The sequence below is a fragment of the Arthrobacter sp. Y3221157 genome, assembly GCF_059089865.1.
This window is the reverse complement of the sequence record NZ_JBNHFD010000073.1, coordinates 1-20,076: the sequence shown is the minus strand read 5'-3', so window position 1 is coordinate 20,076 and position 20,076 is coordinate 1. Positions and strand designations below refer to the sequence as shown.

The 20,076-nt window shown below is 65.4% G+C and carries 21 protein-coding genes, 2 tRNA genes, 1 other RNA gene and 2 pseudogenes; 10 read left to right on the top strand and 16 right to left on the bottom strand.

Annotated elements, in window-relative coordinates:
• A partial coding sequence (locus tag AC5RTT_RS15795) for an aldose epimerase family protein (protein WP_494145980.1) occupies positions 1-797 on the bottom strand: 797 nt, incomplete at its 3' end.
• Positions 798-876: 79 nt separating this feature from the next.
• On the opposite strand from AC5RTT_RS15795, the gene AC5RTT_RS15790 reads away from it, so the two are divergent.
• Complete coding sequence (locus AC5RTT_RS15790) at positions 877-1,590, top strand: DNA alkylation repair protein (protein ID WP_494145979.1); 714 nt, start codon at positions 877-879, stop codon at positions 1,588-1,590.
• On the opposite strand, the gene mptB is transcribed toward AC5RTT_RS15790, so the two are convergent.
• The gene (mptB, locus tag AC5RTT_RS15785) at positions 1,583-3,139 is read right to left on the bottom strand and encodes a polyprenol phosphomannose-dependent alpha 1,6 mannosyltransferase MptB (RefSeq protein ID WP_494145978.1); all 1,557 of its coding nucleotides are present in this window, start codon (positions 3,137-3,139) and stop codon (positions 1,583-1,585) included. The two genes, AC5RTT_RS15790 and mptB, sit on opposite strands and share 8 nt — an antisense overlap.
• Positions 3,140-3,296: 157 nt before the next feature.
• On the opposite strand from mptB, the gene orn reads away from it, so the two are divergent.
• The 3 genes from orn (at position 3,297) to def (ending at position 4,823) form a co-directional block, all read left to right on the top strand.
• The gene (orn, locus tag AC5RTT_RS15780; protein ID WP_494009423.1) at positions 3,297-3,926 is read left to right on the top strand and encodes an oligoribonuclease; all 630 of its coding nucleotides are present in this window, start codon (positions 3,297-3,299) and stop codon (positions 3,924-3,926) included.
• Positions 3,927-4,055: 129 nt separating this feature from the next.
• Positions 4,056-4,128: transfer RNA gene (locus AC5RTT_RS15775), tRNA-His, on the top strand.
• 122 nt (positions 4,129-4,250) lie between these two features.
• On the top strand, positions 4,251-4,823 hold the full coding sequence (def, locus tag AC5RTT_RS15770) for a peptide deformylase (protein WP_494145977.1): 573 nt from the start codon (positions 4,251-4,253) through the stop codon (positions 4,821-4,823).
• 30 nt (positions 4,824-4,853) lie between these two features.
• Here def and AC5RTT_RS15765 read toward each other — a convergent pair whose 3' ends face one another.
• The 5 genes from AC5RTT_RS15765 to rnpB form a co-directional block, all read right to left on the bottom strand.
• Positions 4,854-5,651 (bottom strand): HNH endonuclease family protein, encoded by a 798-nt coding sequence (locus AC5RTT_RS15765; RefSeq protein WP_494145976.1) that lies wholly within the window; start codon positions 5,649-5,651, stop codon positions 4,854-4,856.
• A 113-nt stretch (positions 5,652-5,764) separates the two neighbouring features.
• Positions 5,765-5,974: a hypothetical protein gene (locus AC5RTT_RS15760; protein WP_494009426.1), complete on the bottom strand. Its 210-nt coding sequence runs from the start codon at positions 5,972-5,974 to the stop codon at positions 5,765-5,767.
• A gap of 71 nt (positions 5,975-6,045) precedes the next feature.
• Positions 6,046-7,524 carry a glyceraldehyde-3-phosphate dehydrogenase gene (locus tag AC5RTT_RS15755; protein ID WP_494145975.1) on the bottom strand — a complete coding sequence of 493 codons (1,479 nt, stop codon included), beginning with the start codon at positions 7,522-7,524 and terminating at the stop codon, positions 6,046-6,048.
• A 245-nt stretch (positions 7,525-7,769) separates the two neighbouring features.
• On the bottom strand, positions 7,770-8,312 hold the full coding sequence (locus AC5RTT_RS15750; RefSeq protein WP_494145974.1) for a TspO/MBR family protein: 543 nt from the start codon (positions 8,310-8,312) through the stop codon (positions 7,770-7,772).
• Between the two features lie 44 nt (positions 8,313-8,356).
• Positions 8,357-8,746: RNase P RNA component class A (gene rnpB / locus AC5RTT_RS15745), an RNA gene on the bottom strand.
• A gap of 56 nt (positions 8,747-8,802) precedes the next feature.
• Between rnpB and AC5RTT_RS15740 the strand changes: the two genes are divergently transcribed.
• Positions 8,803-9,567 (top strand): YaaA family protein, encoded by a 765-nt coding sequence (locus AC5RTT_RS15740; protein ID WP_494145973.1) that lies wholly within the window; start codon positions 8,803-8,805, stop codon positions 9,565-9,567.
• 12 nt (positions 9,568-9,579) lie between these two features.
• Here AC5RTT_RS15740 and AC5RTT_RS15735 read toward each other — a convergent pair whose 3' ends face one another.
• Both AC5RTT_RS15735 and AC5RTT_RS15730 read right to left on the bottom strand, forming a co-directional pair.
• Positions 9,580-10,317 carry a zinc ribbon domain-containing protein gene (locus AC5RTT_RS15735; protein ID WP_494050659.1) on the bottom strand — a complete coding sequence of 246 codons (738 nt, stop codon included), beginning with the start codon at positions 10,315-10,317 and terminating at the stop codon, positions 9,580-9,582.
• Between the two features lie 86 nt (positions 10,318-10,403).
• The gene (locus tag AC5RTT_RS15730) at positions 10,404-11,339 is read right to left on the bottom strand and encodes a Nif3-like dinuclear metal center hexameric protein (RefSeq protein ID WP_494145972.1); all 936 of its coding nucleotides are present in this window, start codon (positions 11,337-11,339) and stop codon (positions 10,404-10,406) included.
• A 99-nt stretch (positions 11,340-11,438) separates the two neighbouring features.
• On the opposite strand from AC5RTT_RS15730, the gene msrA reads away from it, so the two are divergent.
• The 3 genes from msrA to epsC all read left to right on the top strand — a co-directional run bounded on the left by msrA (position 11,439) and on the right by epsC (position 13,587).
• The gene (msrA, locus tag AC5RTT_RS15725) at positions 11,439-11,963 is read left to right on the top strand and encodes a peptide-methionine (S)-S-oxide reductase MsrA (protein WP_494009432.1); all 525 of its coding nucleotides are present in this window, start codon (positions 11,439-11,441) and stop codon (positions 11,961-11,963) included.
• 64 nt (positions 11,964-12,027) lie between these two features.
• Positions 12,028-12,963 (top strand): cysteine synthase A, encoded by a 936-nt coding sequence (gene cysK / locus AC5RTT_RS15720; protein WP_494009433.1) that lies wholly within the window; start codon positions 12,028-12,030, stop codon positions 12,961-12,963.
• Between the two features lie 39 nt (positions 12,964-13,002).
• The gene (epsC, locus tag AC5RTT_RS15715; RefSeq protein WP_009372911.1) at positions 13,003-13,587 is read left to right on the top strand and encodes a serine O-acetyltransferase EpsC; all 585 of its coding nucleotides are present in this window, start codon (positions 13,003-13,005) and stop codon (positions 13,585-13,587) included.
• A gap of 328 nt (positions 13,588-13,915) precedes the next feature.
• Here the strand turns inward: epsC and AC5RTT_RS15710 are convergent.
• Both AC5RTT_RS15710 and gnd read right to left on the bottom strand, forming a co-directional pair.
• Positions 13,916-14,059 (bottom strand): annotated as a pseudogene (locus AC5RTT_RS15710) (SDR family NAD(P)-dependent oxidoreductase); the annotation flags it as partial.
• Positions 14,060-14,162: 103 nt separating this feature from the next.
• Positions 14,163-15,599 carry an NADP-dependent phosphogluconate dehydrogenase gene (gene gnd / locus AC5RTT_RS15705; RefSeq protein ID WP_494145971.1) on the bottom strand — a complete coding sequence of 479 codons (1,437 nt, stop codon included), beginning with the start codon at positions 15,597-15,599 and terminating at the stop codon, positions 14,163-14,165.
• Positions 15,600-15,791: 192 nt separating this feature from the next.
• On the opposite strand from gnd, the gene AC5RTT_RS15700 reads away from it, so the two are divergent.
• Positions 15,792-16,517 (top strand): FadR/GntR family transcriptional regulator, encoded by a 726-nt coding sequence (locus AC5RTT_RS15700; RefSeq protein WP_494009436.1) that lies wholly within the window; start codon positions 15,792-15,794, stop codon positions 16,515-16,517.
• A 184-nt stretch (positions 16,518-16,701) separates the two neighbouring features.
• On the opposite strand, the gene AC5RTT_RS15695 is transcribed toward AC5RTT_RS15700, so the two are convergent.
• From AC5RTT_RS15695 to AC5RTT_RS15675, 5 genes are all read right to left on the bottom strand, one after another.
• Complete coding sequence (locus tag AC5RTT_RS15695) at positions 16,702-16,992, bottom strand: hypothetical protein (RefSeq protein ID WP_494009437.1); 291 nt, start codon at positions 16,990-16,992, stop codon at positions 16,702-16,704.
• A gap of 102 nt (positions 16,993-17,094) precedes the next feature.
• A tRNA-Val gene (locus tag AC5RTT_RS15690) sits at positions 17,095-17,170 on the bottom strand.
• Between the two features lie 107 nt (positions 17,171-17,277).
• Positions 17,278-18,198, bottom strand: a complete 921-nt coding sequence (locus AC5RTT_RS15685; protein WP_494145970.1) for an NAD-dependent protein deacetylase — start codon at positions 18,196-18,198, stop codon at positions 17,278-17,280.
• A 6-nt stretch (positions 18,199-18,204) separates the two neighbouring features.
• On the bottom strand, positions 18,205-18,699 hold the full coding sequence (locus tag AC5RTT_RS15680; RefSeq protein WP_494145969.1) for a peroxiredoxin: 495 nt from the start codon (positions 18,697-18,699) through the stop codon (positions 18,205-18,207).
• The gene (locus tag AC5RTT_RS15675; RefSeq protein WP_494145968.1) at positions 18,696-19,115 is read right to left on the bottom strand and encodes a DUF3052 domain-containing protein; all 420 of its coding nucleotides are present in this window, start codon (positions 19,113-19,115) and stop codon (positions 18,696-18,698) included. Before AC5RTT_RS15675 ends, AC5RTT_RS15680 begins: the two co-directional genes overlap by 4 nt.
• A 426-nt stretch (positions 19,116-19,541) precedes the next feature.
• Between AC5RTT_RS15675 and AC5RTT_RS15670 the strand changes: the two are divergent.
• Positions 19,542-20,076: pseudogene (locus AC5RTT_RS15670) on the top strand (pyruvate dehydrogenase (acetyl-transferring), homodimeric type); the annotation flags it as partial.

The following is a 20,076-nucleotide window of genomic DNA, read 5'->3' as shown; positions in this document are numbered from 1 at the left end:
CAGCACGATTGGTCCACCCGGAACGCTCCGCGGAGCTCGTGCACTAGGCCAATGGGACGCAGCAGGTCGTTCACCCGCACGCTGCCGGCCACCTCAGTTCCTCCCGGGTCCGTCACCCGCACGCGCGCCAGCCCATCGTCGTCCCGGGCGATGCCGGTGAAGGCGTGGTCTATTTTCAGCGGCCCCACGCGGCGCAGCGTCCGGAAGTCGAACTCATGCTGGTCAACACTGCGCATCCCCACGGGCAGCAACCGGTCCGGTGTCACCTCAAGGAAATCCGCCGCGGGAATTTCGATTGACCAGTCGTCCAGGGGTGAAGGCCCGGCCACCAGGTAGGGGTGGGGGCACACGCCGTAGGGTGCGGCGACCTTGCCCGTATTAACGGCCTTTACGCTGCACTGCAGCCCGTCCGCCGAGAGGGCATACATGACCGTCAAGTCCAGTTGCGAAGGAAATGACGGCCCAGGTTCCACACGGAAACCCAGGGTCACTGCACGTCCGGTGGCCTCCAGGACTTCCCAAACCTGGTTCGTTGCGAGGCCATGGAGCGCCGACCCCCTTACCGGCTCATTGAGTGGCGCCATATGGTCCTGCCCGGCGTAGGTGTATCTGCCGTCTGCGAGCCGGTTGGGCCAGGGCGCGCAGATGACGCCGCGGTAGTCTGGAATGGGGCCGTCGGCGCCAAAGCCGACCACAAGGTCGCGCCCGCCGTGCCGGAGGCTGCGGAGGGCTCCGCCGCGTGCGGTGAGCAGGGCTGTGTAGGGGCCCGAGGAGATGGTGAATTCAGTGTCGGCCATAGTGATCTCCGGAAGTGGATTGTTAGCGCTCACCAGACTACAGCAACCGGCCCGGGTACCTGCAGGCTAGAGTGGCCGCATGGGCGTCGCGGAAGGGATCAACGGAGCTGTGCTCCGCCTGATCCGGGACGCCCTCCGGGAGCGGGCAGATCCTGTCCGTGGAGCCGGCATGCAGGCGTACATGAAGTCCAGCCAGCCGTCGCTGGGCGTGCGGGTGCCGGAAGTGCGGCGGGTGGTGGCGTCAGCTGTTGCCGCCGCCCCCTTCGCCTCCGCGGAGCAGCTCCGTGGCACCGTACTGGAGCTGTGGCGCACCGCGGGCGTCCGTGAGGAACGGTACGCAGCCATTGACCTTACCGCCGGCCGGCTGGTTGCCGGAGACCTGCAGATGCTGCCGGTGTATGAGGAAATCATCCGCAGCGGGGCGTGGTGGGATTTTGCGGACGGGGTGTCCGGCCGGCTCTGCGGCCTGCTGCAGGCCCACCGGCCGGAGATGACAGCAGTGCTCCAAAGGTGGAGCAGGGACGCCGATTTTTGGATCAGGCGGGCTTCCATTACCGCCCAGCTCAAGGCAAAGGAAGCCACCGACACCACTTTGCTCACGCAGGTCATTGAACCGAACCTTTCGGACCCCGAATTCTTCATCCGCAAGGCGATCGGCTGGGCGCTGCGGGAGTATGCGAAGACGGCGCCGGAGTGGGTAGCGGCCTTCGTTGCGGAGCATGCCTCCCGGATGAGTCCGCTGTCACGCAGGGAGGCCCTGCGGCGGCTCGGTCAGGACAGCTCCGCTAGATAACGGGCCGCTCGACGACGGGCCCGCCGGCTTTGCGGAAAAGCCGCCTGGTTTGCGGATCCCAGAAGATCAGGTAGAGCCCGAACAGCAGTCCGGTGACGGCCGCGGCAACCCGTGCCAGGGCGAGCGCGAAGCCCAGGTCCTCGGTCTGCAGGTAGGGGAAGACCTCCAGCTGGTCGGAGATGGCGTAGATCATGAAGAAGGACACCACAAAGTAGAGTGCCTTGACCTGCCAGTCGTTCCGGATGCCGGTGACGGCAAACAGCGGGATGAGCCACACCACGTACCAGGCCTGGATGATGGGGGCCAGCAGGACCACGGCCGCGAGCGCCAGTGTCAGCCGCCGCATCAGGCGGTCATAGTCGCCCCGGAAAATTTGCCAGCCGACGATCGCCACAGCCAGCAGTTTTCCGGCGTTGAACACCCAGCCTGCCGGCACGGACCCGTCGAGGCCGAAGGAGTTGGCCAAGGACGCCACCACCATGCCAATGAGCCCGACAGGCGCGTACCAGATGGAGATACTGCCGGGGGCAGAGAGCCCGTTGATCCAGCCGAAACCGAAGCCGTTGACCAAGGCCATCAGGGTCAGCAGGGCCAGGCTCAGCCCGCCAGTCAGGGCCCAGAACACAAACTTCCGCGCCCAGCCCGCCTCCCGGCCGGCCCAGAGCAAACCGATGAACGGGAGGAAGACGATGGTGATGGGCTTGACCGCGATGGACAGGGTAACCAGCACGACGCCCCGGAGCACCCGCCGGGTGGCTGAGTAGTAGAGGCCGGCCAGCGCCAGGCCAATCATCAGCGCATCATTGTGGACGCTTGCGATGAAGTTGGTCAGGAAGAGCGGGTTTGCGGCAGTGAGCCACAGGGCACGGTGCGGGTTGATCCCGTGCAGTTCGGCAAGCTTGGGCACGTAGATGACGCAGAGGATTACACCGGCCAGCGCCACCAGCCGGAACAGCATCACACTGGCTTCCGGCTGGACGTTCGTGGACCAGACCACCAGCTGCTCAATCCATAGGAACAGCTGGCCATAGGGAACGGGAGCTTCCGTCCACATCTTGTCCGCGCCCAGCTGGAAGTAGTTGGACAGGGCTGAGATGCCGTTCTCGTACGGGTTGAAGCCCTCCACCATGAGCCGGCCCTGGCCGATGTACGCATAGACGTCACGGCTGAACAGCGGCACGCAAAACATCATGGGCAGCCCCCAGGCCACCACCGCCTTCAGGGTGGCGCTGCGCGCCTCGGCTCCCCAGACGTGGACTATCTGCCCAAGCCGCAGCCAGGCCCGCACCAGCAGCATGGCACCCACGGCCAGCAGCACGATGGACAGGGCCACTCCCGCTGCTTCGGCACGCATCCAGATGAACAGCGGCATCCGGCGCAGTTCCGAGACGGGGGCCAGCCAGCCCACGCCGAGCGAGCCGACCAGCAGGAACATGGAGCCAATGAAGCCGGCAAGGAGCGGGGAGCGGGGATTGTCCATGCCGGAAGTGCCCGCTTCGGCAGTGGCGCCGGCCGCCAGCTCCCCCGCCGCGGGCAAAGGCGCCGTCATGTCAGGATCGTCCAATCTTTTTGCGTGTGCGCGGCTCGTGTCCGGCAGGCAGTACAGCCGTCCGGGGCGCTTTTCGTCCGACAGCAGGGCGACCCGCCGCGTACCCGAAATCCTAGCACCGGCCGGCTGGCGGGAGGTGTAACGGTAGGCTGGTCCGGTGCCTATCTCTAACGAACGAATCGTCTGGATCGACTGTGAAATGACCGGACTGGACATCAAGAACGATGCCCTGATCGAGGTGGCGGCCCTGGTCACCGACTCCGAACTGAACATCCTTGGCGACGGTGTGGACGTGGTCATTAAGCCCGATGATGCCGCTGTTGCCCAGATGAACGATTTCGTCCGGGATATGCACACCAAGTCCGGCCTCCTTAAGGAGCTTCCGTCCGGCAAGACCATGGCCGAGGCAGAGGCCGCAGTCATGGAGTACATCGCGGAATGGGTGCCGGACCCGCGGAAGGCTCCGCTGGGCGGGAACTCGGTGGGTACTGACCGCGTGTTCCTCTCCCGGGACATGCCCGCTGTGGTGGAACACCTGCACTACCGGGTGATCGACGTCAGCACCATCAAGGAACTGTCCCGCCGCTGGTACGCGCGTGCCTACTTCCAGTCCCCCGCGAAAAAGGGCGGCCACCGGGCGCTGGGGGACATCAAGGATTCCATCGATGAGCTCCGCTATTACCGCGAGGCGGTGTTCGTCCCCGCCCCCGGGCCGGACAGCGCAACGGCACAGCAGATTGCCCGCCGCATCACGGCGGGGGAAACGGCCGGGCTGCCGGAAGCGTAATCTGCGCCACGTTTCCAGGAATTTTTCCCGAAAAGGCCAAAAGTGGACAAAGCACCCCGGAAGAGCAGGTAAGCTATTTGAGTTGCCTTTCCAGGGGGCCGGGAAACCGGTCGTTCTGCGGGAAACATGGTGGGCGTAGCTCAGTTGGCAGAGCGCCTGGTTGTGGTCCAGGAGGTCGCGGGTTCAACCCCCGTCGCTCACCCTCATGGGACGGCAGGTGGCCGTCCAAGAAGGAGGCCGTACCGGATATCCGGTACGGCCTCCTTTGTTGTTGCAGCATCGCCCCGGTCCTCGGCCAGGGCCGCAAGCCGAAGGACCACTGATATGACCGTTTTGCCAATCACCATCTGGGGAGAACCGGTGCTGCACCGCCGGGCCTCCGAGGTTGAGGTGTTCGACGACGACCTGCGCGCCTTGATTGCCGACATGTTCGAAACGAACGATGCCGCCAACGGCGTGGGCCTCGCGGCCCCCCAGATCGGCGTCGGCAAGCGGATTTTTGTCTACAAGTACGCCAACGACGACGGTGCTCCACCCACCGGCGTGCTGGTCAACCCCGTCCTGACGCTGTCCAAAATCTCCGGTGCCGCTCCGGACCCGGACGAGGAAGAAGAGGGCTGCCTGTCCTTCCCCGGGGAGGTGTATCCCCTCAAGCGTGCCGAATGGGCCCGGGTGGAGGGTTTTGACGAATTCGGGCAGCCAGTGAAGTTCGAGGCCACCGGATGGTTCGCCAGGGTCATCCAGCACGAATACGACCACCTGGACGGAAAGCTCTACGTCAACCGGCTTATGGACCGCTACTCCCGCAAGGCGATGAAACAGGCCAAGAAGAACGGCTGGGGTGTGCCAGGCCTGACCTGGATGCCGGGGGTGGATCCGGACCCGTTCGGACACTAGCCGGCCGCGGGTACCGGGAGGTGGCGCGTGTCAGCGGGCCCGCACCGTCTGCTGGTCCGGGCAGGAGCCGAGGATGCGCTTCATCGCGTCCTTCTCCGCGTCGGTCACCCAGAGGCTGTAGGCGGCCTTGACGGAAATCTGGCGTGCTACGTAATGGCACCTGATGGACTTGTTGGCGGGAAGCCAGGTGGCGGCGTCGCCCGCGCTTTTCTGCTGGTTGGCCGGGCCGTCCGCGGCGATGAGGTTCAAGGGATCATTGGCAAGGCTTTGGCGCTGGCCCGGAGTCAACCGCTGGGCGCCCTTTTGCCAGGCGTCCGCGAGCGCCACGACGTGGTCGATCTGCACTGCCCCGCTGCTGTCCTGGCCGCGGCGAAAATCGACGTGCTGCGCGGTGTAGGGCTCGTGGAAGCGGCCGGCCGACACCCGGCAACGTGAGCCTTCGGCGAAGACAACGTCCGCCAGGTCGCGGCGGAGAATGTCGTTGCGGGTATCGCATCCGTTCCGGTCGACATCAGCCCAGGCCTGCCCGAAGGCTTCCCGGTTGTAGCCCTCCTTGGCTGCCCGGCCCTTGACGGGCAGCACCTCCAGGGCATCAAGGGCGCGACCGCCGGGGACCGGGTTGACGGGTACCACCGGCTTCATCCAGGCCGGATCGAAGACGGGCGCTTCGGAAGGGCCTGCCAGCGGCGGTTCCGCAAGGGCGAACTGGCCCGCGGCAAAGAACCAGGCAAGGGCCGCAACAACGGAAACAGCGGCCAAGGCCAATATGGCCCAGGCCTGCCGGGAGCGGCGGCGTGCCCGCCGGTAGGCGGACCAGCTCAAGGTCACGGCTTTCCCTGCCGGGGGCTGACGTCATCCATCCCACGAGCCTAGGACAACGTCCGCTCCCCCTCGCCGGTTTCCACAGTGTGGAGGGCGGGTGACGGATCGTTCGGGGGCGGTTACTGCTCCCGCATCACCCGCCGGAGGTCCTCTTCGGCGATGGCCAGGAGGCCCTCGAGTTGGCGTACCCTGTCCTCGCCGACGTCGCCTGCCTTGTATGCCGCGCGTGCCCCCTCAAGGAGGCGGAGGGCTTCCTTGTGGTTGGCCTTGGCGACATCAAGGGCGTGTTCCAGGGTGGTGTCGTGCTGGAGTGTCGAATCTTTTTCCATGCCATTAGTGTGGTCCCGATTCCCGGCTGATTCCAGAGAACCAGCCGGGAATTAGCGTGACCTGCAAATGGCTAGACGGCGATGGCCGCCAGCGCCTTGGCGCTTTCCTTGGCGGGGTAGGACGGCGGGTTGACGCCGGCCATCTCCTCCATCACGCGGACCACCTGGCAGCTGTAGCCGAATTCGTTGTCGTACCAGACGTAGACCACGAGGTTCTTGTCGGTGGAGACGGTGGCGAGGCCGTCCACGATCCCGGCGCGGCGGGAACCGACGAAATCGGTGGAGACCACCTCGGGGGAATCGATGTAGTCGATCTGCTTGCGCAGGTCCGAGTGCAGCGACATTTCGCGGAGGTAATTGTTCACCTCGTCCTTGGTGGTCCCGTTCTCGAGGGTGAGGTTCAGGATGGCCAGCGAAACATCCGGGGTTGGAACGCGGATGGAGCTGCCGGTGAGCTTGCCCAGCAGTTCCGGCAGCGCCTTGGCCACGGCCTTGGCGGCACCGGTCTCGGTGATCACCATGTTCAGCGCAGCGGACCGGCCCCGCCGGTCGCCCTTGTGGAAGTTGTCGATCAGGTTCTGGTCGTTGGTGAAGGAGTGCACGGTTTCCACGTGGCCGTGGACCACGCCGAACTTGTCGTTGAGGGCCTTCAGGACCGGGGTGATGGCGTTGGTGGTGCAGGACGCCGCGGAGACAATGGTGTCCGTGTCTTCGATGGTGCCGTGGTTGATGCCGTGGACGATGTTCTTCAGCTCGCCCTTGCCCGGCGCGGTCAGCAGCACCCGGGCGACACCCTTGCTCTGCAGGTGCTGGGACAGGCCTTCGGCGTCCCGCCAACGGCCGGTGTTGTCCACTACCAGGGCGTTGCTGATGCCGTAGGCGGTGTAGTCGATGGTGGCAGGGTCATTGGAGTAGATGACCTGGATCCGGACGCCGTTGGCCGTGATCGTGTTGGCTTCCTCGTCGACGCGGATGGTGCCTTCGAAGGAGCCGTGCACGGAGTCACGGCGCAGCAGGCTGGCACGCTTGGCCAGGTCGTTGTCGGAACCGCGGCGGACCACAATGGCGCGCAGGCGGAGGCCGTGGCCGCCACCGGCCTTTTCGATCAGGAGGCGGGCCAGGAGCCGGCCGATGCGGCCAAACCCGTACAGGACGACGTCGGTGCTGGTGCGCTCGTCAGCGCCGCGCTTGCCCACGATCTCGGCGAGCTCGGCGCGGAGGAACTCCTCCAGGGTGGCGCCGTCGCCCTCTTCCTTGAACTTCTGGTTCAGGCGGGCAATGTCGATCGCGGCCGCGCCCAGCTCGAGCCCGGCCAGGGTGTTCAGCAGCGGCGCAGTCTCTTCAAGGAGCAATTCATCCTTGCTCATCCGGCGCGCGAAGCGGTGCGCCTTGAGGATGTTCATGGTGGACTTGTTGATCAGGCTCCGGCCATGGATGCTGGTCACCACGTTGTTTTCGCGGTACAGCCGGCCGATCACCGGAATCATGGCCTCGGCGAGGGCCTCCCGGCCCATCCATGTATCAAGACAAGAATCTGACGTCTGGCTCACAGAAATACCTTCCTCGGTTCAGCCGCATACGTCCTCGTACGCGGATGTCGGCCACCGGATGATGTCCAGGGGCACCCACGCCTGCAGGGTTCGGCCCCCAGGCGCATGGATCGTGTGCAAAGAAAAACCGCCGGCTGCGAACGCAGCTCCCGGCGGAAGAACCCCTACGTCCGGTATCTATTCTAAGTTGGCCCGCGGTGCGCAACAGGCTGCAGGCGCGTGAAATCACTCACACGACGGGGCAGCTAGTTGTGCAGCGCCGAGTAGAGGTTGAGGCTGGCGGAAAAGACGATCCACGAGAAGTAGGGCAGCACCAGCAAGCCGGCACCTGCGCTCACCGGGCCGAAGCGCAGGATCAGGAACACCAGGGACACCGCCAGCCCGGCTATGACGGCGAACGCCACCCACAGGGCAGCGGTCCCCAGGACGGGATACAGTCCGAAGAACGTCAGCGGCCACCCTGCGTTAAGCACCAGCTGGACGATATAGCCAGCCAGCGTCCCCCTGGTCAGGGCACCTTTGCGCCAGACCAGCCAGGCGGCAACGGCGACGCCGATGTAGAGCGCAATCCACATGGAGCGGAACATCCATCCCGGCGGCATCCACGGCGCCTTGACAGACTCCGCGAACCAGCCGGCCGAATGCAGGATGATGGGAATCGAGGCCAGCGCCCACGCGGCCAGGGAAAGGGCAAGGAAGCCCAGCAGGGCAAGCGCCTGCCTGGCGCCGCCGGGAGCGGCGCCTCGGGCCGGTTGGCTGGCCGGGTGGGGATCAGTATTTGCGGGCACGGTTCAGGATCACCAACAAAACTCCCAAGGTCAAACCGGTTTGATGGACGGGACAGCCGATACGCCGGGTTCTGTTCCCCGCTTCCGTTGCCGGAAGTGGAGCGACGGCCATCCATCTACGAGTACCGTTGCCGGTACCCTCCAGCGGCCTACCCGGACACTCGGGCGGGCAGCCCTCGAACGTGTCCTGTCTGGCCTTGCTCCGGGTGGGGTTTACCTAGCCTTCCCGGTCACCCGGGAAGCTGGTGGTCTCTTACACCACCGTTTCACCCTTACCCGCTCTCCCCCGTCCAGGGACAAGGGATGCGGGCGGTCTGTTCTCTGTGGCACTTGCCTGCGGGTTACCCCGAGTGGGCGTTACCCACCACCCTGCCCTGTGGAGCCCGGACGTTCCTCGAGCCACTTGCGTGGCGCGCGGCCGTCTGGCTGTCCCATCCTCAACCAGTCTACCGGCGCGGGGCGTCCTTTCCGCCGCCGGTAGTATCGGACGGTGCTTATTCTGCTTCCCCCTTCCGAAGGCAAGACGCCTGCTGTCCGCGGTGCCGCCGTCGAGTGGCAGTCCCTGGGCTTTCCCGCCCTCAACCCCTACCGCGCCAAAGTCCTCGAGGCGCTGGGGACCGTCAGCGCCCACGAGGACGCCCTTGCGCTGCTGGGCGTTGGGCCGTCGCTGAGCGACGACGTCCGCCGCAACACCCGGCTCCGCGCGGAGCCGGCGGCACCAGCACATACCATCTATTCCGGGGTCCTGTACGACGCCCTCGGCTACCGGAGCCTTACCCCGGCCCAGCGCCGCAAGGCCGACGAATCGGTGCTGGTCATCTCAGCGCTGTGGGGAGCGCTGCGTTTCGGCGACAGCGTGCCCGCCTACCGGCTCTCGATGGGGACGGCACTGCCGGACGTCGGCCGGCTTGCCCCGTTCTGGAAGCCACTCCTGGCGGACGCACTGGCCGCGGCGGTGGAGGGCCATCTCCTGGTGGACTGCAGGTCAAGCACCTACGCCGCCGCGTGGACCCCGCCGCCCGCCCGGACGGTCACGGTCAATGTCTTCACGGAAACCGGCGGCGTGCGCAAGGTGGTCAGCCACTTTGCCAAGCACACACGTGGTGAGCTTGCCCGCCACCTGCTGGTGCGCCGTGGAAAGGCCCCCGCGACCCCCGAGCAGCTCCTTGGCGCCGCGCGGGAGAAGTGGCATGCGGAGCTGGTTACTGGCTCTGCCCGGAAACCGCACGCCCTGAACATCGTCCTGCAGGGCTGAAAGCCCGGCAGGTCAGGCCCACTCCTCCGAACGCACCAGGATGGCGCCGGAATCGGGGCAGAAGACGATGTCGTCGGCGGAAGCTGCCTTGACCTCGGCGAGGTCGCCGGGGCTGAGCTTCATGCCCGAGGCCTCCGACATCCCGTGGAACAGCCGGGCCGCACCCACGCCCCGCTTCGCCAGCGTCTTCTCGTAGACGGCAAGCAGTGGGGCGTCGAGTCCCTGTGCGAATTCATCGCGCTTGGCCCGGACCTCGGCGGCTTCCGCGTCGACTCCGGCGATGGCCTCGTCCAGTTCTGCCCGGATGCTGCCGAAAGAACCCTGGATATCGTCCACGATGACCTGCTGGGCTGCCTGGCGGGCCCTAAGGGTGTCCAGCCTTTCCAGGACTTCCAGTTCCACATCCTCGAGGTCCGAGCGGCGCTTGTTCAGCGAGGCAATGTCCTTCTGGAGGGCCACCAGGTCCTTGGACAGGCCGGTGCCGCTGTTGAGCCTTGCCTCGTCCCGTTCGATGCGGGTGGCCACCTGTTCCACGTCCGCCTCGGCACGCTTCAATTCGGATTCTGCGTCGTGGACGGCCACCTTGGCTGCACCAAGTTCCCCGTTGGCAACCGAAAGGGCGGCTTCGAGGTCCTTGATCCGTGGATCGTTTTCAAGTTCGCGGCGACGGTTGGCGAGCGATTTAAGCCTGGCGTCCAGCCCCTGCAGTTCGAGCAACTTCAACTGTTCCGCCGGTGCTGCCTTCGCCACTATTACCTCCGCTTGTTCCCTTCCGGCCGGAGCCGGGCACCATGCCGGCGCTTCCTCGACTCTAGCGCTTGGCTTGCCCCCCTGGCTTAGCCCGGAGTGAGTATGAAGTCCCAGGGATCGCTGTTGGTGGTACTGACCTGGATTTCGACGTCGTGGCCCTGGTCCGCGAGGACATTGCCCAGGGCGGCCGCAGCCGCCGGCAGCCAAAGCCATTCGCTGGCGAAGTGCGAGACGTCCACGAGGTACGGGCGCCCGTTCAGCGCCGACTCCCGGGCTTCGGATGCGGGGTGGTGGCGGAGGTCGGCCGTGACGTAGACATCGGCGTTGCTGGCCCGGACCTCGTTGAACAGCGAGTCACCGGCGCCGCCGCAGACGGCAATGCGCCGCACCAGGCCATCCTTATCGCCGGACACGCGAACGCCGCCGGCCACGGACGGCAGGATTTCGAAGACCCGGGCGGCAAACTCACCCAGGGTCATGGCATCCGCCAGTTCGCCCACCCGGCCAATCCCCTCTTCCGGCAGTCCGTTCGCGGCAACCGTGAGGGGTGCCACGTCCTGGAGGCCGAGGGCGTCTGCGAGCACGTCCGAGACGCCTCCGACGGCGGAATCACCGTTGGTGTGCACCGTCAGGAGTGCCGTGCCCGACTCGATGAGCCGGTGGACTGCCCTTCCCTTGGCGGTCGTGGCGGCAACCGATGTAACACCCTTGAGGAGGAGCGGATGGTGCGTGATGAGGAGTTCGGCGCCCCACTCCACGGCTTCCTCGATGACCTCCAGCGTGGGGTCCACCGCGAACATCACCTTGGTGACCGGAGTGGACGGGTGGCCCGCCACCAGTCCCACCTCGTCCCAGTCCTCGGCCAGGGACTCGGGCCAGAGTTCTTCCACCGCCAGCAGCAGGTCGCCCAGGCTTGGAGCCTCCGTACCGGCCGCCGCCGGCGTGTCCGAGGGGGCGTCGCCGTCGTGATTCCGGTCGTTGTGGTTTTCGGGGCCGGTAACGTCGGTGTCCACAGGTTCCATAGTCTTAGTTTTACCCCATCCGCCGTGGCCACCCCCGTACCGTGACGGGTGCCGCGCCCGGCCGGGAATCATCCGGGCGCGCCAACCATTGAAGAGGTCATGAAAACTTTTGTTCTGGGCGGAGGCTGCTTTTGGTGCCTTGACGCTGTCTACCAGAAGACCAGGGGCGTCACCTCGGTGGTGTCCGGCTACACCGGCGGGCACGACCCCCACCCCGACTATTACTCCGTCTGCAGCGGAACCACCGGCCATGCCGAGGTCGTGGCCGTGACCTTCGACGAGGACATCATTCCGGCCGAGGTCATCCTTGACATGTTCTTCGCCCTCCATGACCCCACCACGCTGAACCGGCAGGGGTACGACGTCGGCACGCAGTACCGTTCGTCGATGTTCTACGAGACCACAGAAGAAAAGATCCTGTTCGAGGAGGCGATCGAACGTAACCAGGAGCTGTGGCGGGACCCGATCGTCACCGAGGTCAGCCGGCTTCCGCGCTTTTACGTGGCAGAGGAGTTCCACCAGAACTATTACGCCAAGCATCCCGAGCAGGGGTACTGCCAGGTGATCATCAACCCCAAGCTGGCCAAGGCCAGGAAATATTACTCTGCGTGGCTTAACGCTTAGCCAGGGTTACGGTGCCTCGTTAGGCTGACCTCAGTATCCACCCTTCAGAGATAGGCGTATGTACATGGCACGGATCTATGACGATGTAACGCAGCTGGTTGGCGGCACTCCGCTGGTCAAGCTCAACCGGCTCAGCGAGGGGCTGGAAGCCACCGTCGCCGTGAAGCTGGAGTTCTACAACCCTGCCAACAGCGTCAAGGACCGCATCGGTGTGGCCATCGTCGACGCCGCCGAGAAGTCCGGGGCCCTGAAGCCCGGCGGCACCATCGTGGAAGGTACTTCCGGCAACACGGGCATCGCCCTGGCCATGGTGGGTGCTGCGCGCGGCTACAAGGTGGTCCTCACCATGCCCGAGACCATGTCTACCGAGCGCCGGGTCATGCTGCGCGCCTTCGGTGCCGAGATCGTCCTGACGCCCGGTTCCGAGGGCATGCGCGGCGCGGTGGAGAAGGCACAGGAGATCGTGGCCAACACGGAGAACGCCATCTGGGCACGCCAGTTCGCGAACGAGGCCAACCCGGAGATCCACCGCAACACCACCGCCGAAGAGATCTGGGCCGACACCGACGGCAAGGTGGACATCTTCGTTGCCGGCGTCGGCACCGGCGGAACGGTCACCGGCGTCGGACAGGTCCTGAAGGAGCGCAAGCCCGACGTCCAGATCGTGGCCATCGAACCCAAGGACTCGGCCATCCTCAACGGCGGCGCGCCGGGCCCGCACAAGATCCAGGGCATCGGCGCCAACTTTGTCCCCGAGATCCTCGACACCAACGTCTACGACGAGGTCCTGGATGCCACGCTAGAGGACTCCGTGCGTGTTGCCCGTGAACTTGGCGTCAAGGAAGGCATCCTGGGCGGCATCTCCTCCGGCGCCATTGTCTGGGGCGCGCTGGAGCTGGCCAAGCGGCCCGAGAACAAGGGCAAGCTGATCGTCGCCGTGGTGTGCGACTTCGGCGAGCGTTACATCTCCACCGTGCTCTATGACGACATCCGGGGCTGATCAGGCCGCTTTCCGCCCGTTTCCTGTAGAAAGAACTTTGTGGGCTTTTTCGCAAGACTGAAGGAAGACCTCGACGCCGCCCGGTCCCATGACCCGGCGGCTCGAGGTTCTTTTGAGAACTTTTTCGCTTACTCCGGCCTGCATGCCATCTGGATCCACCGGCTGACGCACCGGCTGTGGCAGAATCCGGCCCTCCGGTTCCCGGCCCGGCTGATCTCCCAGCTGGGCAGGTTCGCGACCGGCATCGAGATCCATCCCGGCGCCACCATCGGCCGCAGGTTCTTCATCGACCACGGCATGGGCGTGGTCATTGGTGAGACCGCGGAAATTGGCGAGGACGTCATGATGTATCACGGCGTGACCCTGGGCGGCCGCTCCCTGGCGCGGATCAAGCGGCATCCCACTATTGGCGACCGCGTCACCATCGGCGCCGGAGCGAAGATCCTTGGACCCATCACCATCGGACGGGACAGCGCCGTGGGCGCCAACGCCGTCGTGGTCAAGGATGCGCCGCCTGAGTCGATCGTCACGGGCGTTCCCGCCAAATGGCGGCACCGCGACGCACAGCGGGAAACCAAGCCGGCGGTGGACCCGGCCGAGTACGACATCGAATACCGGATCTGACTATCCGCCCACCCTCTTCAGGACCGCCAGGACAACCACGTCATAGAGGTGGTCCGGCAGAACCGGCCGCAAGGCGGTAATGGTGCCAGCTCCCCTACCCACCGGATAGCGGGTTTCGGATGCGCGGACGTGGCCGCGTGCAGGATGGCTTCCGCAATGACCGCCGGCGGAGTGGACACCGCCGGCCGGTCGGTGGACGCCAGTGCCGCCGCCATGTCCCGCGCCTGGGCATCGTAGGGCCCTGCACCGCTGCTGGCCTCCACGCAAGCACGCGCCCGACGGCGGCACGCATCGACCGATCATCCGTGACGTCCAGTTCAACCACCCCGACGCCGGCGTCCCGCAACGGCGCCATCCTGTCCACCCTCCGGGCGCCCGCATAGACGGTAAAGCCTTTTCCAGCCAGCTTCCGGGCGGCCTCGAAGCCGATCCCTGCGGACGCTCCCTTCACGATCGCGATTGGCTGGGACATCTGGCCTCCCCCGTGCTGGGCGGTGGCACGCTCCGGAGACGGCAACGGCCGGTGGTTCCCAGATTATCTGCGAATCACCGGCCGTGGCCGGAGCCGGCCGGGATTAGTGGGTGTCCACCGCTTCAATTTCGGACTTGTCCTCGCCCCACAGGGTGTGGAACGTGCCTTCGGCGTCGATCCGGCCGTAGGTGTGCGCACCGAACAGGTCGCGCTGTCCCTGGATCAGGGCGGCGGCAACGCGCTTGCGGCGGAGGCCGTCGTAGTAGGCCAGCGAGGAGGAGAACACCGGGACGGGAATTCCGAGCTGGACTGCGGTGGCAACCACGCGCCGCCACGCCGGCAGGGCATCGGCGATGGCCTTGGTGAAGGCCGGGGCGAACAGCAGGTTGGCCGGCTTCTCGTCCGCGGCGTAGGCCTTGGTGATGTCCTTGAGCAGTTCCGCACGGATGATGCAGCCTGCACGCCACAGGGACGCGATCTCGTCCAGCTTCAGGTCCCAGCCGTATTCCTTGGCTGCCGAATTCAGCATGTCCAGGCCCTGGGCGTAGGAGACCAGCTTGGAGGCGTAGAGCGCCTGGCGGACGTCCTCGACGAAGGTTTCCGGGATCTCGACGGCGGATTCCCCGCCTTCCAGCAGTTCCTGGCCCAGTTTGCGCTGGCCGGCCTGCGAGGAGAGTGCACGGGCAAAGACGGACTCGGCGATTCCGGAGACCGGGGAACCGAGCTCGAGGGCCGAGATGACGGTCCAGCGGCCGGTGCCCTTCTGACCCGCAGCGTCCACCACGACGTCGACGAACGGCTTGCCGGTCTTGGCGTCAACGTGGCCCAGGACTTCGGCGGAGATTTCGATCAGGAAGGAGGAGAGCTCGCCCTTGTTCCATTCCGAGAAGATCTTCGCCTGCTCGGCGGGCTCGATCCCGGCTCCGGAGCGCAGCAGGTCGAACGCCTCGCCGATGACCTGCATGTCCGCGTATTCGATGCCGTTGTGGACCATCTTAACGAAGTGGCCGGCGCCGTCGGTGCCCACCCACGCGCAGCAGGGCTCGCCGTCAACCTTGGCGGAAATCTTTTCGAGCAGCGGGCCGAGGGCCTTGTAGGACTCCTTGGAGCCGCCGGGCATGATCGACGGGCCGTTGAGCGCGCCCTCCTCGCCGCCGGAGACACCCACGCCCACGAAGTGCAGGTCCTTCTTGGCGAGGGCTGCTTCCCGCCGGCGGGTGTCTTCATAGTGGGAGTTGCCGGCGTCGATGATGATGTCGCCCGGTTCCAGCAGCGGTTCGAGCTGTTCGATGACCGAGTCCACCGGCTTGCCGGCCTTGACCATGATCAGCACGCGCCGGGGCTTCTCCAGCGAGTCCACCAGTTCCTGGAGGGTTTCGGTGCGGATGAAGTCACCTTCGGATCCGTACCGCTCCAGCAGCGCGTCGGTCTTCTCCACGGACCTGTTGTGCAGGGCGACAGTGAAGCCGTTCCGCGCGAGGTTACGGGCCAGGTTGGCACCCATCACCGCAAGGCCGGTGACACCGATATGTGCAGACATCAAAACTCCAATTCATTGCTTCAGGACGAATGGCGGCGGCCTCGTCGAAACCGCCCGCCATGACCAGGGTCGGAATAAAGCATATATATTCAGGAGGTATCAGGAAAGGGGCAACCGGATAATGGAACGCTTTGTGTCGCCGCCCGCCGCCTCGAGCCTGGCCCCCGGCCCGTTCCCACTAGGCTTAACGCCATGACCAGCAGCCTGCACCACCGTGCCATCGAAAATCTCGGCACCCGCATCATTGCTGGCGAGCTGCCTGCTGGCCATGTCATGCTCGCCGAGCAGCTCGAAGACGAACTCAAGGTTTCCCGGTCCGTGATCCGTGAAGCAGTCCGCGTGCTGCAATCACTGGGGCTGGTGGAAACCACGAAGCGGGTGGGCATCAGGGTCCTGCCGCCCAGCCGCTGGAACCCCTTCGACCCGCAGGTCATCCGGTGGCGGCTGGCCAGTGATGCCCGCGGTGCGCAGCTTCGCTCCCTCGCCGAACTGCGGGCGGCCGTTGAACCTGCCGCGGCGGAGCTCGCCGCCCAGAACGCACCCGCCCCGCTAAGGCTCGAGCTGGTGGACGTGGCCTATGCCATGCGCGACGCCGGTCACAGCGGCGAAGTGCCGCGCTTCCTGGACCTGGACATCCAGTTCCATTCCCTGCTGCTCTCCGGCTCCGGCAACGAGATGTTCGCCAACCTCATGGGCCAGGTGGCGGAGACCCTTACCGGCCGAACGGTACATGGCCTCATGCCCGACCACCCCAACGAGGCTGCCCTGCAGTGGCATGTGGACGTGGCGGAAGCGATCGCAAGGGGTGACGCCGCAGCCGCGAGGGAGGGATCCGACCGGATCCTTCGCCGGACCATGGCCCGAATGGCGGATACCTGGACCGAGCAGCCGCGGGTCTTCATCCCGGTCCGCCGCTGACGGCCCTGTCCCCCAACGCCAGGTAATCGGCCCCAAGTAACGCTCCAGACACATTCAGTTGTAACTTTTTGTTTCCTGGGGTTCACGGTATATTCATTTCAGACCCTCCACCGCGGCATCCCCCAATAGTCGCGGTGGAGGGTTTTCCAATGCCCGCAGGCAGGCCCTTCCCTTAGGACCGGTGCTAGGCCGCGCCGGCCAGGGACTCCCGCAGGCGCCAGCCGCCCCCGAGTCCGTCACGTTCCAGCACCATGGTGGTCAGGGCGGAGTTCCTGTTGCTTCCCAAGCGCACCTGGACCTGCAGGACCTCCACATCCACCCGGCTTCTACCCCTTGGCATCCTCCGATGGGTTTCCCACCAATTGATCCGCTCGAACCATCTCACCGGCTCGGCACCCACGGACCATTCCCGCCCCCGGCAGACCACCGCCGTCGGCATTCCATCCCCGCCCCTGCGGACTATCACGTGTTCCATGACTGAAAAGCTATGGCGGGGGTCCGACATTCCGGCTGTGCCGCCAACGACAAAACCCCGCATCTCCATAGGCCTGGACGGGCCGGAAACGCGGGGTTTTTTTGGTGGGTCCTACCGGGATCGAACCGATGACATCCACGGTGTAAACGTGGCGCTCTACCAGCTGAGCTAAAGACCCAAGGTGCTGAATCCGGCGTTTCCGCCGCAACCAACGAACATAGACTCTACCTGACGCGGAGCCCTAAACGCGAATCGGCACAGGGGCCGCAATCACGAGCCCGCATGTCAGAGCGGCGGCAGGTTCCCGGCAAGCCAGGAGAGCGACTCCGAAACGCCCGCTTCCAGCTTGATGGTGGCTTTGTCGTCCCCGCGGGTTTCGCCCCGGTTGATGATCACCACAGGTTTGCCGTCCTTGGCCGCGTGCCGCACGAACCGCAAACCGCTCATCACGGTCAGCGAGGAACCCGCAACCACCAGCGCGGCAGCCTCGTCCACCATCGCGTAGGCCTTCTCCACCCGCTCCTTCGGAACGTTCTCGCCAAAATAGACGAAATCCGGCTTTAGGGTTCCGCCGCATGCCGGGCAGGCAGCGACCACGAAACTGCTGATCAACGCCCTGTCCTCCACGGTGGCGTCGGCATCAGGCGCCATTTCCACAAGCCCCGTGGCCGCCGCGCGCTCCAGGAAGTCCGGATTGAGTTCCCCCAGCATTCCGGCCAGGAGCTTCCGCGAATAGGTGCGCGCGCAGTCAAGGCAGACCACTTGGTCAAACCTGCCGTGAAGGTCGATGACATTCGCACTGCCGGCATCCTCATGCAGGCGGTCCACGTTCTGCGTAATCAGGCCAGTGAGGTAACCCCGCCGTTCGAGGTGGGCGGCCGCAAAGTGCCCCGGGTTCGGATCCGCATGCCGGAGATGCGACCAGCCGATGTGGTTCCGCGCCCAGTACCGCTGCCGGTTCGCTGCATCGCGAATGAACTCCTGATACGTCATGGGGGTCCGGGGCGGCGAGCCCGGGCCCCGGTAGTCGGGGATGCCCGAATCAGTGCTGAGCCCGGCGCCCGTCAGCAGCGCGAAGCGCATTCCGCCCAGGAGGTCACGGATCCTGCCCAGGACCTCAAGGTCTTCGCCGGAGGGGCTGGCATGGGGTGCAGGCGGCATGCTGGCAAAGCCCGTCAGGCCTACCCCGTGCCGCTGCCCTTCCATGGCAGCTCACGCCTCCGCCAGGCCGGCAAGTGCCGCGCGGTACTCCTCGAAGTCCCTTGCCTGGCCCCTCGGGTTCACCACGGTGTACCGGATTGTTCCGGCCGCATCGATGATGAACGTGCCGCGCCTGGCCATTCCGGTCTCCTCGTCGAAAACACCGTAGGAGGAAGCGACGCCGCCGTGGGGCCAGAAGTCCGCCAGCAGGTCGAATCCGTATCCTTCCTGCTCAGCGTAGGCCCGGAGGCTGAACTTGCTGTCAACCGATACTGCCAGGACCGTGGCGTCCGCGTTCTCGAACACAGCCAGGTTGTCCCGGATCTCGCACAGCTCACCGGTGCAAATGCCCGAAAAGGCGAAGGGATAGAAAACCAGGACCACGTTCTGGCCCCGGAACGACGAAAGCCGGACCGGCTCGCCATACTGGTTGGAAAGCTCAAAGTCAGGGGCTGTCCCGCCGACCGCAGGGACAGCAGCAGAGGCAGCGGCAAGCGCTGCCGTCACTTGTTCTTCCTGCTCACCAGGCGGCTGGCGCTCCAGTCCTTGGATACACCTGCGGACGTGGTGACGTGCAGGCCGGCGGTGGGCGCGGCTTCCTGGATGTCCGCCGGTGAGACGTAGCCGCCGCGGCCGGACTTGGGGGTCAGCAGCCAGACGACGCCGTTCTCGCTCAGCGTCGTCAGCGAATCCATGAGGCTGTCCACCAGGTCGCCGTCGCCATCGCGCCACCAGAAGATGACGGCGTCCGCAACCTCGTGGTCATCCTCGTCCAGCAACTCCGAACCGGTGAGGTCCTCTATATCGTCACGCAAGTCGAAATCGACATCGTCGTCGTAACCGAACTCCTGAATCAGATCCCCGTTCTTGAAACCCAATTTTTCCGCCACATTTACCGAAGTGGCGGCGTCGGCCTCGCTCACGTGTTCCTCCAATGCCTTAGATATGCAGTGCGCATAGTGATTTCCATTACTCCCCAAGCCAACACCCTTTGTGCCTGCGCTTCAAGCTGCCGCCCCCGGCGTGCGGCATATTCTGCGTCACATGGGTGCGGCCGCCCGCTTTGCAGCGGCTTTTCGTCACAGAACCAGTATGACGGCGAAATACAACTGAAGTGCCCACCCTGCGGCTACGCATCGCCTTGCGGTGAGGGCTAGAGTGGCTGGTGACAACTATGCCTGCGGGACAACAACCTTGTAACTCCGTGCAGACATAGGAGCTCTAGGACCCTGCCCGGCACACATGACCGGGCTGTTGTAACCGATACGTCGCACACGGCGTATATACGCCGGGCAGTCACCCTGCCTGGCCTGAGTGCGCCGATTCATGCGCGCAAAGAGAGGTTGGACGTGGCTGCAGGAGAAGATACCTCCCATATCCTCAGCGGGTTGACTAACCAGCTGCCTGATCGTGATCCGGAAGAGACTGCCGAGTGGGTTGAGTCCCTGGACGCGCTGATCAGGGAACAGGGTACCGAGCGTGCCCAATTCATCATGCGGAGCCTGCTGCAGCGCGCGGGCGCGCAGAGCGTCGGGGTGCCGATGGTGACCACCACCGATTACGTGAACACGATCCCGGTGGACCAGGAAGCACCGTTCCCGGGCAACGAGGAATACGAACGCCGCTACCGGGCGTACATGCGCTGGAACGCCGCGGTGATGGTGCACCGGGCGCAACGGCCGGACATCGCCGTCGGCGGGCACATTTCCACCTACGCCGGCGCGGCCACCCTGTACGAGGTCGGGTTCAACCATTTCTTCCGCGGCAAGGATGCCCCCGGCGGCGGGGACCAGGTGTTCTTCCAGGGCCACGCGTCCCCGGGCATGTACGCCCGCGCGTTCATGGAAGGCCGCCTCTCGGAGGAGGACCTGGACGGGTTCCGGC

Bases quoted from the DNA above. Each gene is read 5' to 3' on its own strand.
- AC5RTT_RS15730 (WP_494145972.1), bottom strand. From the start codon at position 11,339: ATGGAACCTGTGGACACCGACGTTACCGGCCCCGAAAACCACAACGAC.
- AC5RTT_RS15790 (WP_494145979.1), top strand. From the start codon at position 877: ATGGGCGTCGCGGAAGGGATCAACGGAGCTGTGCTCCGCCTGATCCGG.
- AC5RTT_RS15700 (WP_494009436.1), top strand. From the start codon at position 15,792: ATGACCAGCAGCCTGCACCACCGTGCCATCGAAAATCTCGGCACCCGC.
- AC5RTT_RS15760 (WP_494009426.1), bottom strand. From the start codon at position 5,974: ATGGAAAAAGATTCGACACTCCAGCACGACACCACCCTGGAACACGCC.
- mptB (WP_494145978.1), bottom strand. From the start codon at position 3,139: ATGACGGCGCCTTTGCCCGCGGCGGGGGAGCTGGCGGCCGGCGCCACT.
- gnd (WP_494145971.1), bottom strand. From the start codon at position 15,599: ATGTCTGCACATATCGGTGTCACCGGCCTTGCGGTGATGGGTGCCAAC.
- AC5RTT_RS15685 (WP_494145970.1), bottom strand. From the start codon at position 18,198: ATGGAAGGGCAGCGGCACGGGGTAGGCCTGACGGGCTTTGCCAGCATG.
- def (WP_494145977.1), top strand. From the start codon at position 4,251: ATGACCGTTTTGCCAATCACCATCTGGGGAGAACCGGTGCTGCACCGC.
- msrA (WP_494009432.1), top strand. From the start codon at position 11,439: ATGAAAACTTTTGTTCTGGGCGGAGGCTGCTTTTGGTGCCTTGACGCT.
- AC5RTT_RS15695 (WP_494009437.1), bottom strand. From the start codon at position 16,992: ATGGAACACGTGATAGTCCGCAGGGGCGGGGATGGAATGCCGACGGCG.
- cysK (WP_494009433.1), top strand. From the start codon at position 12,028: ATGGCACGGATCTATGACGATGTAACGCAGCTGGTTGGCGGCACTCCG.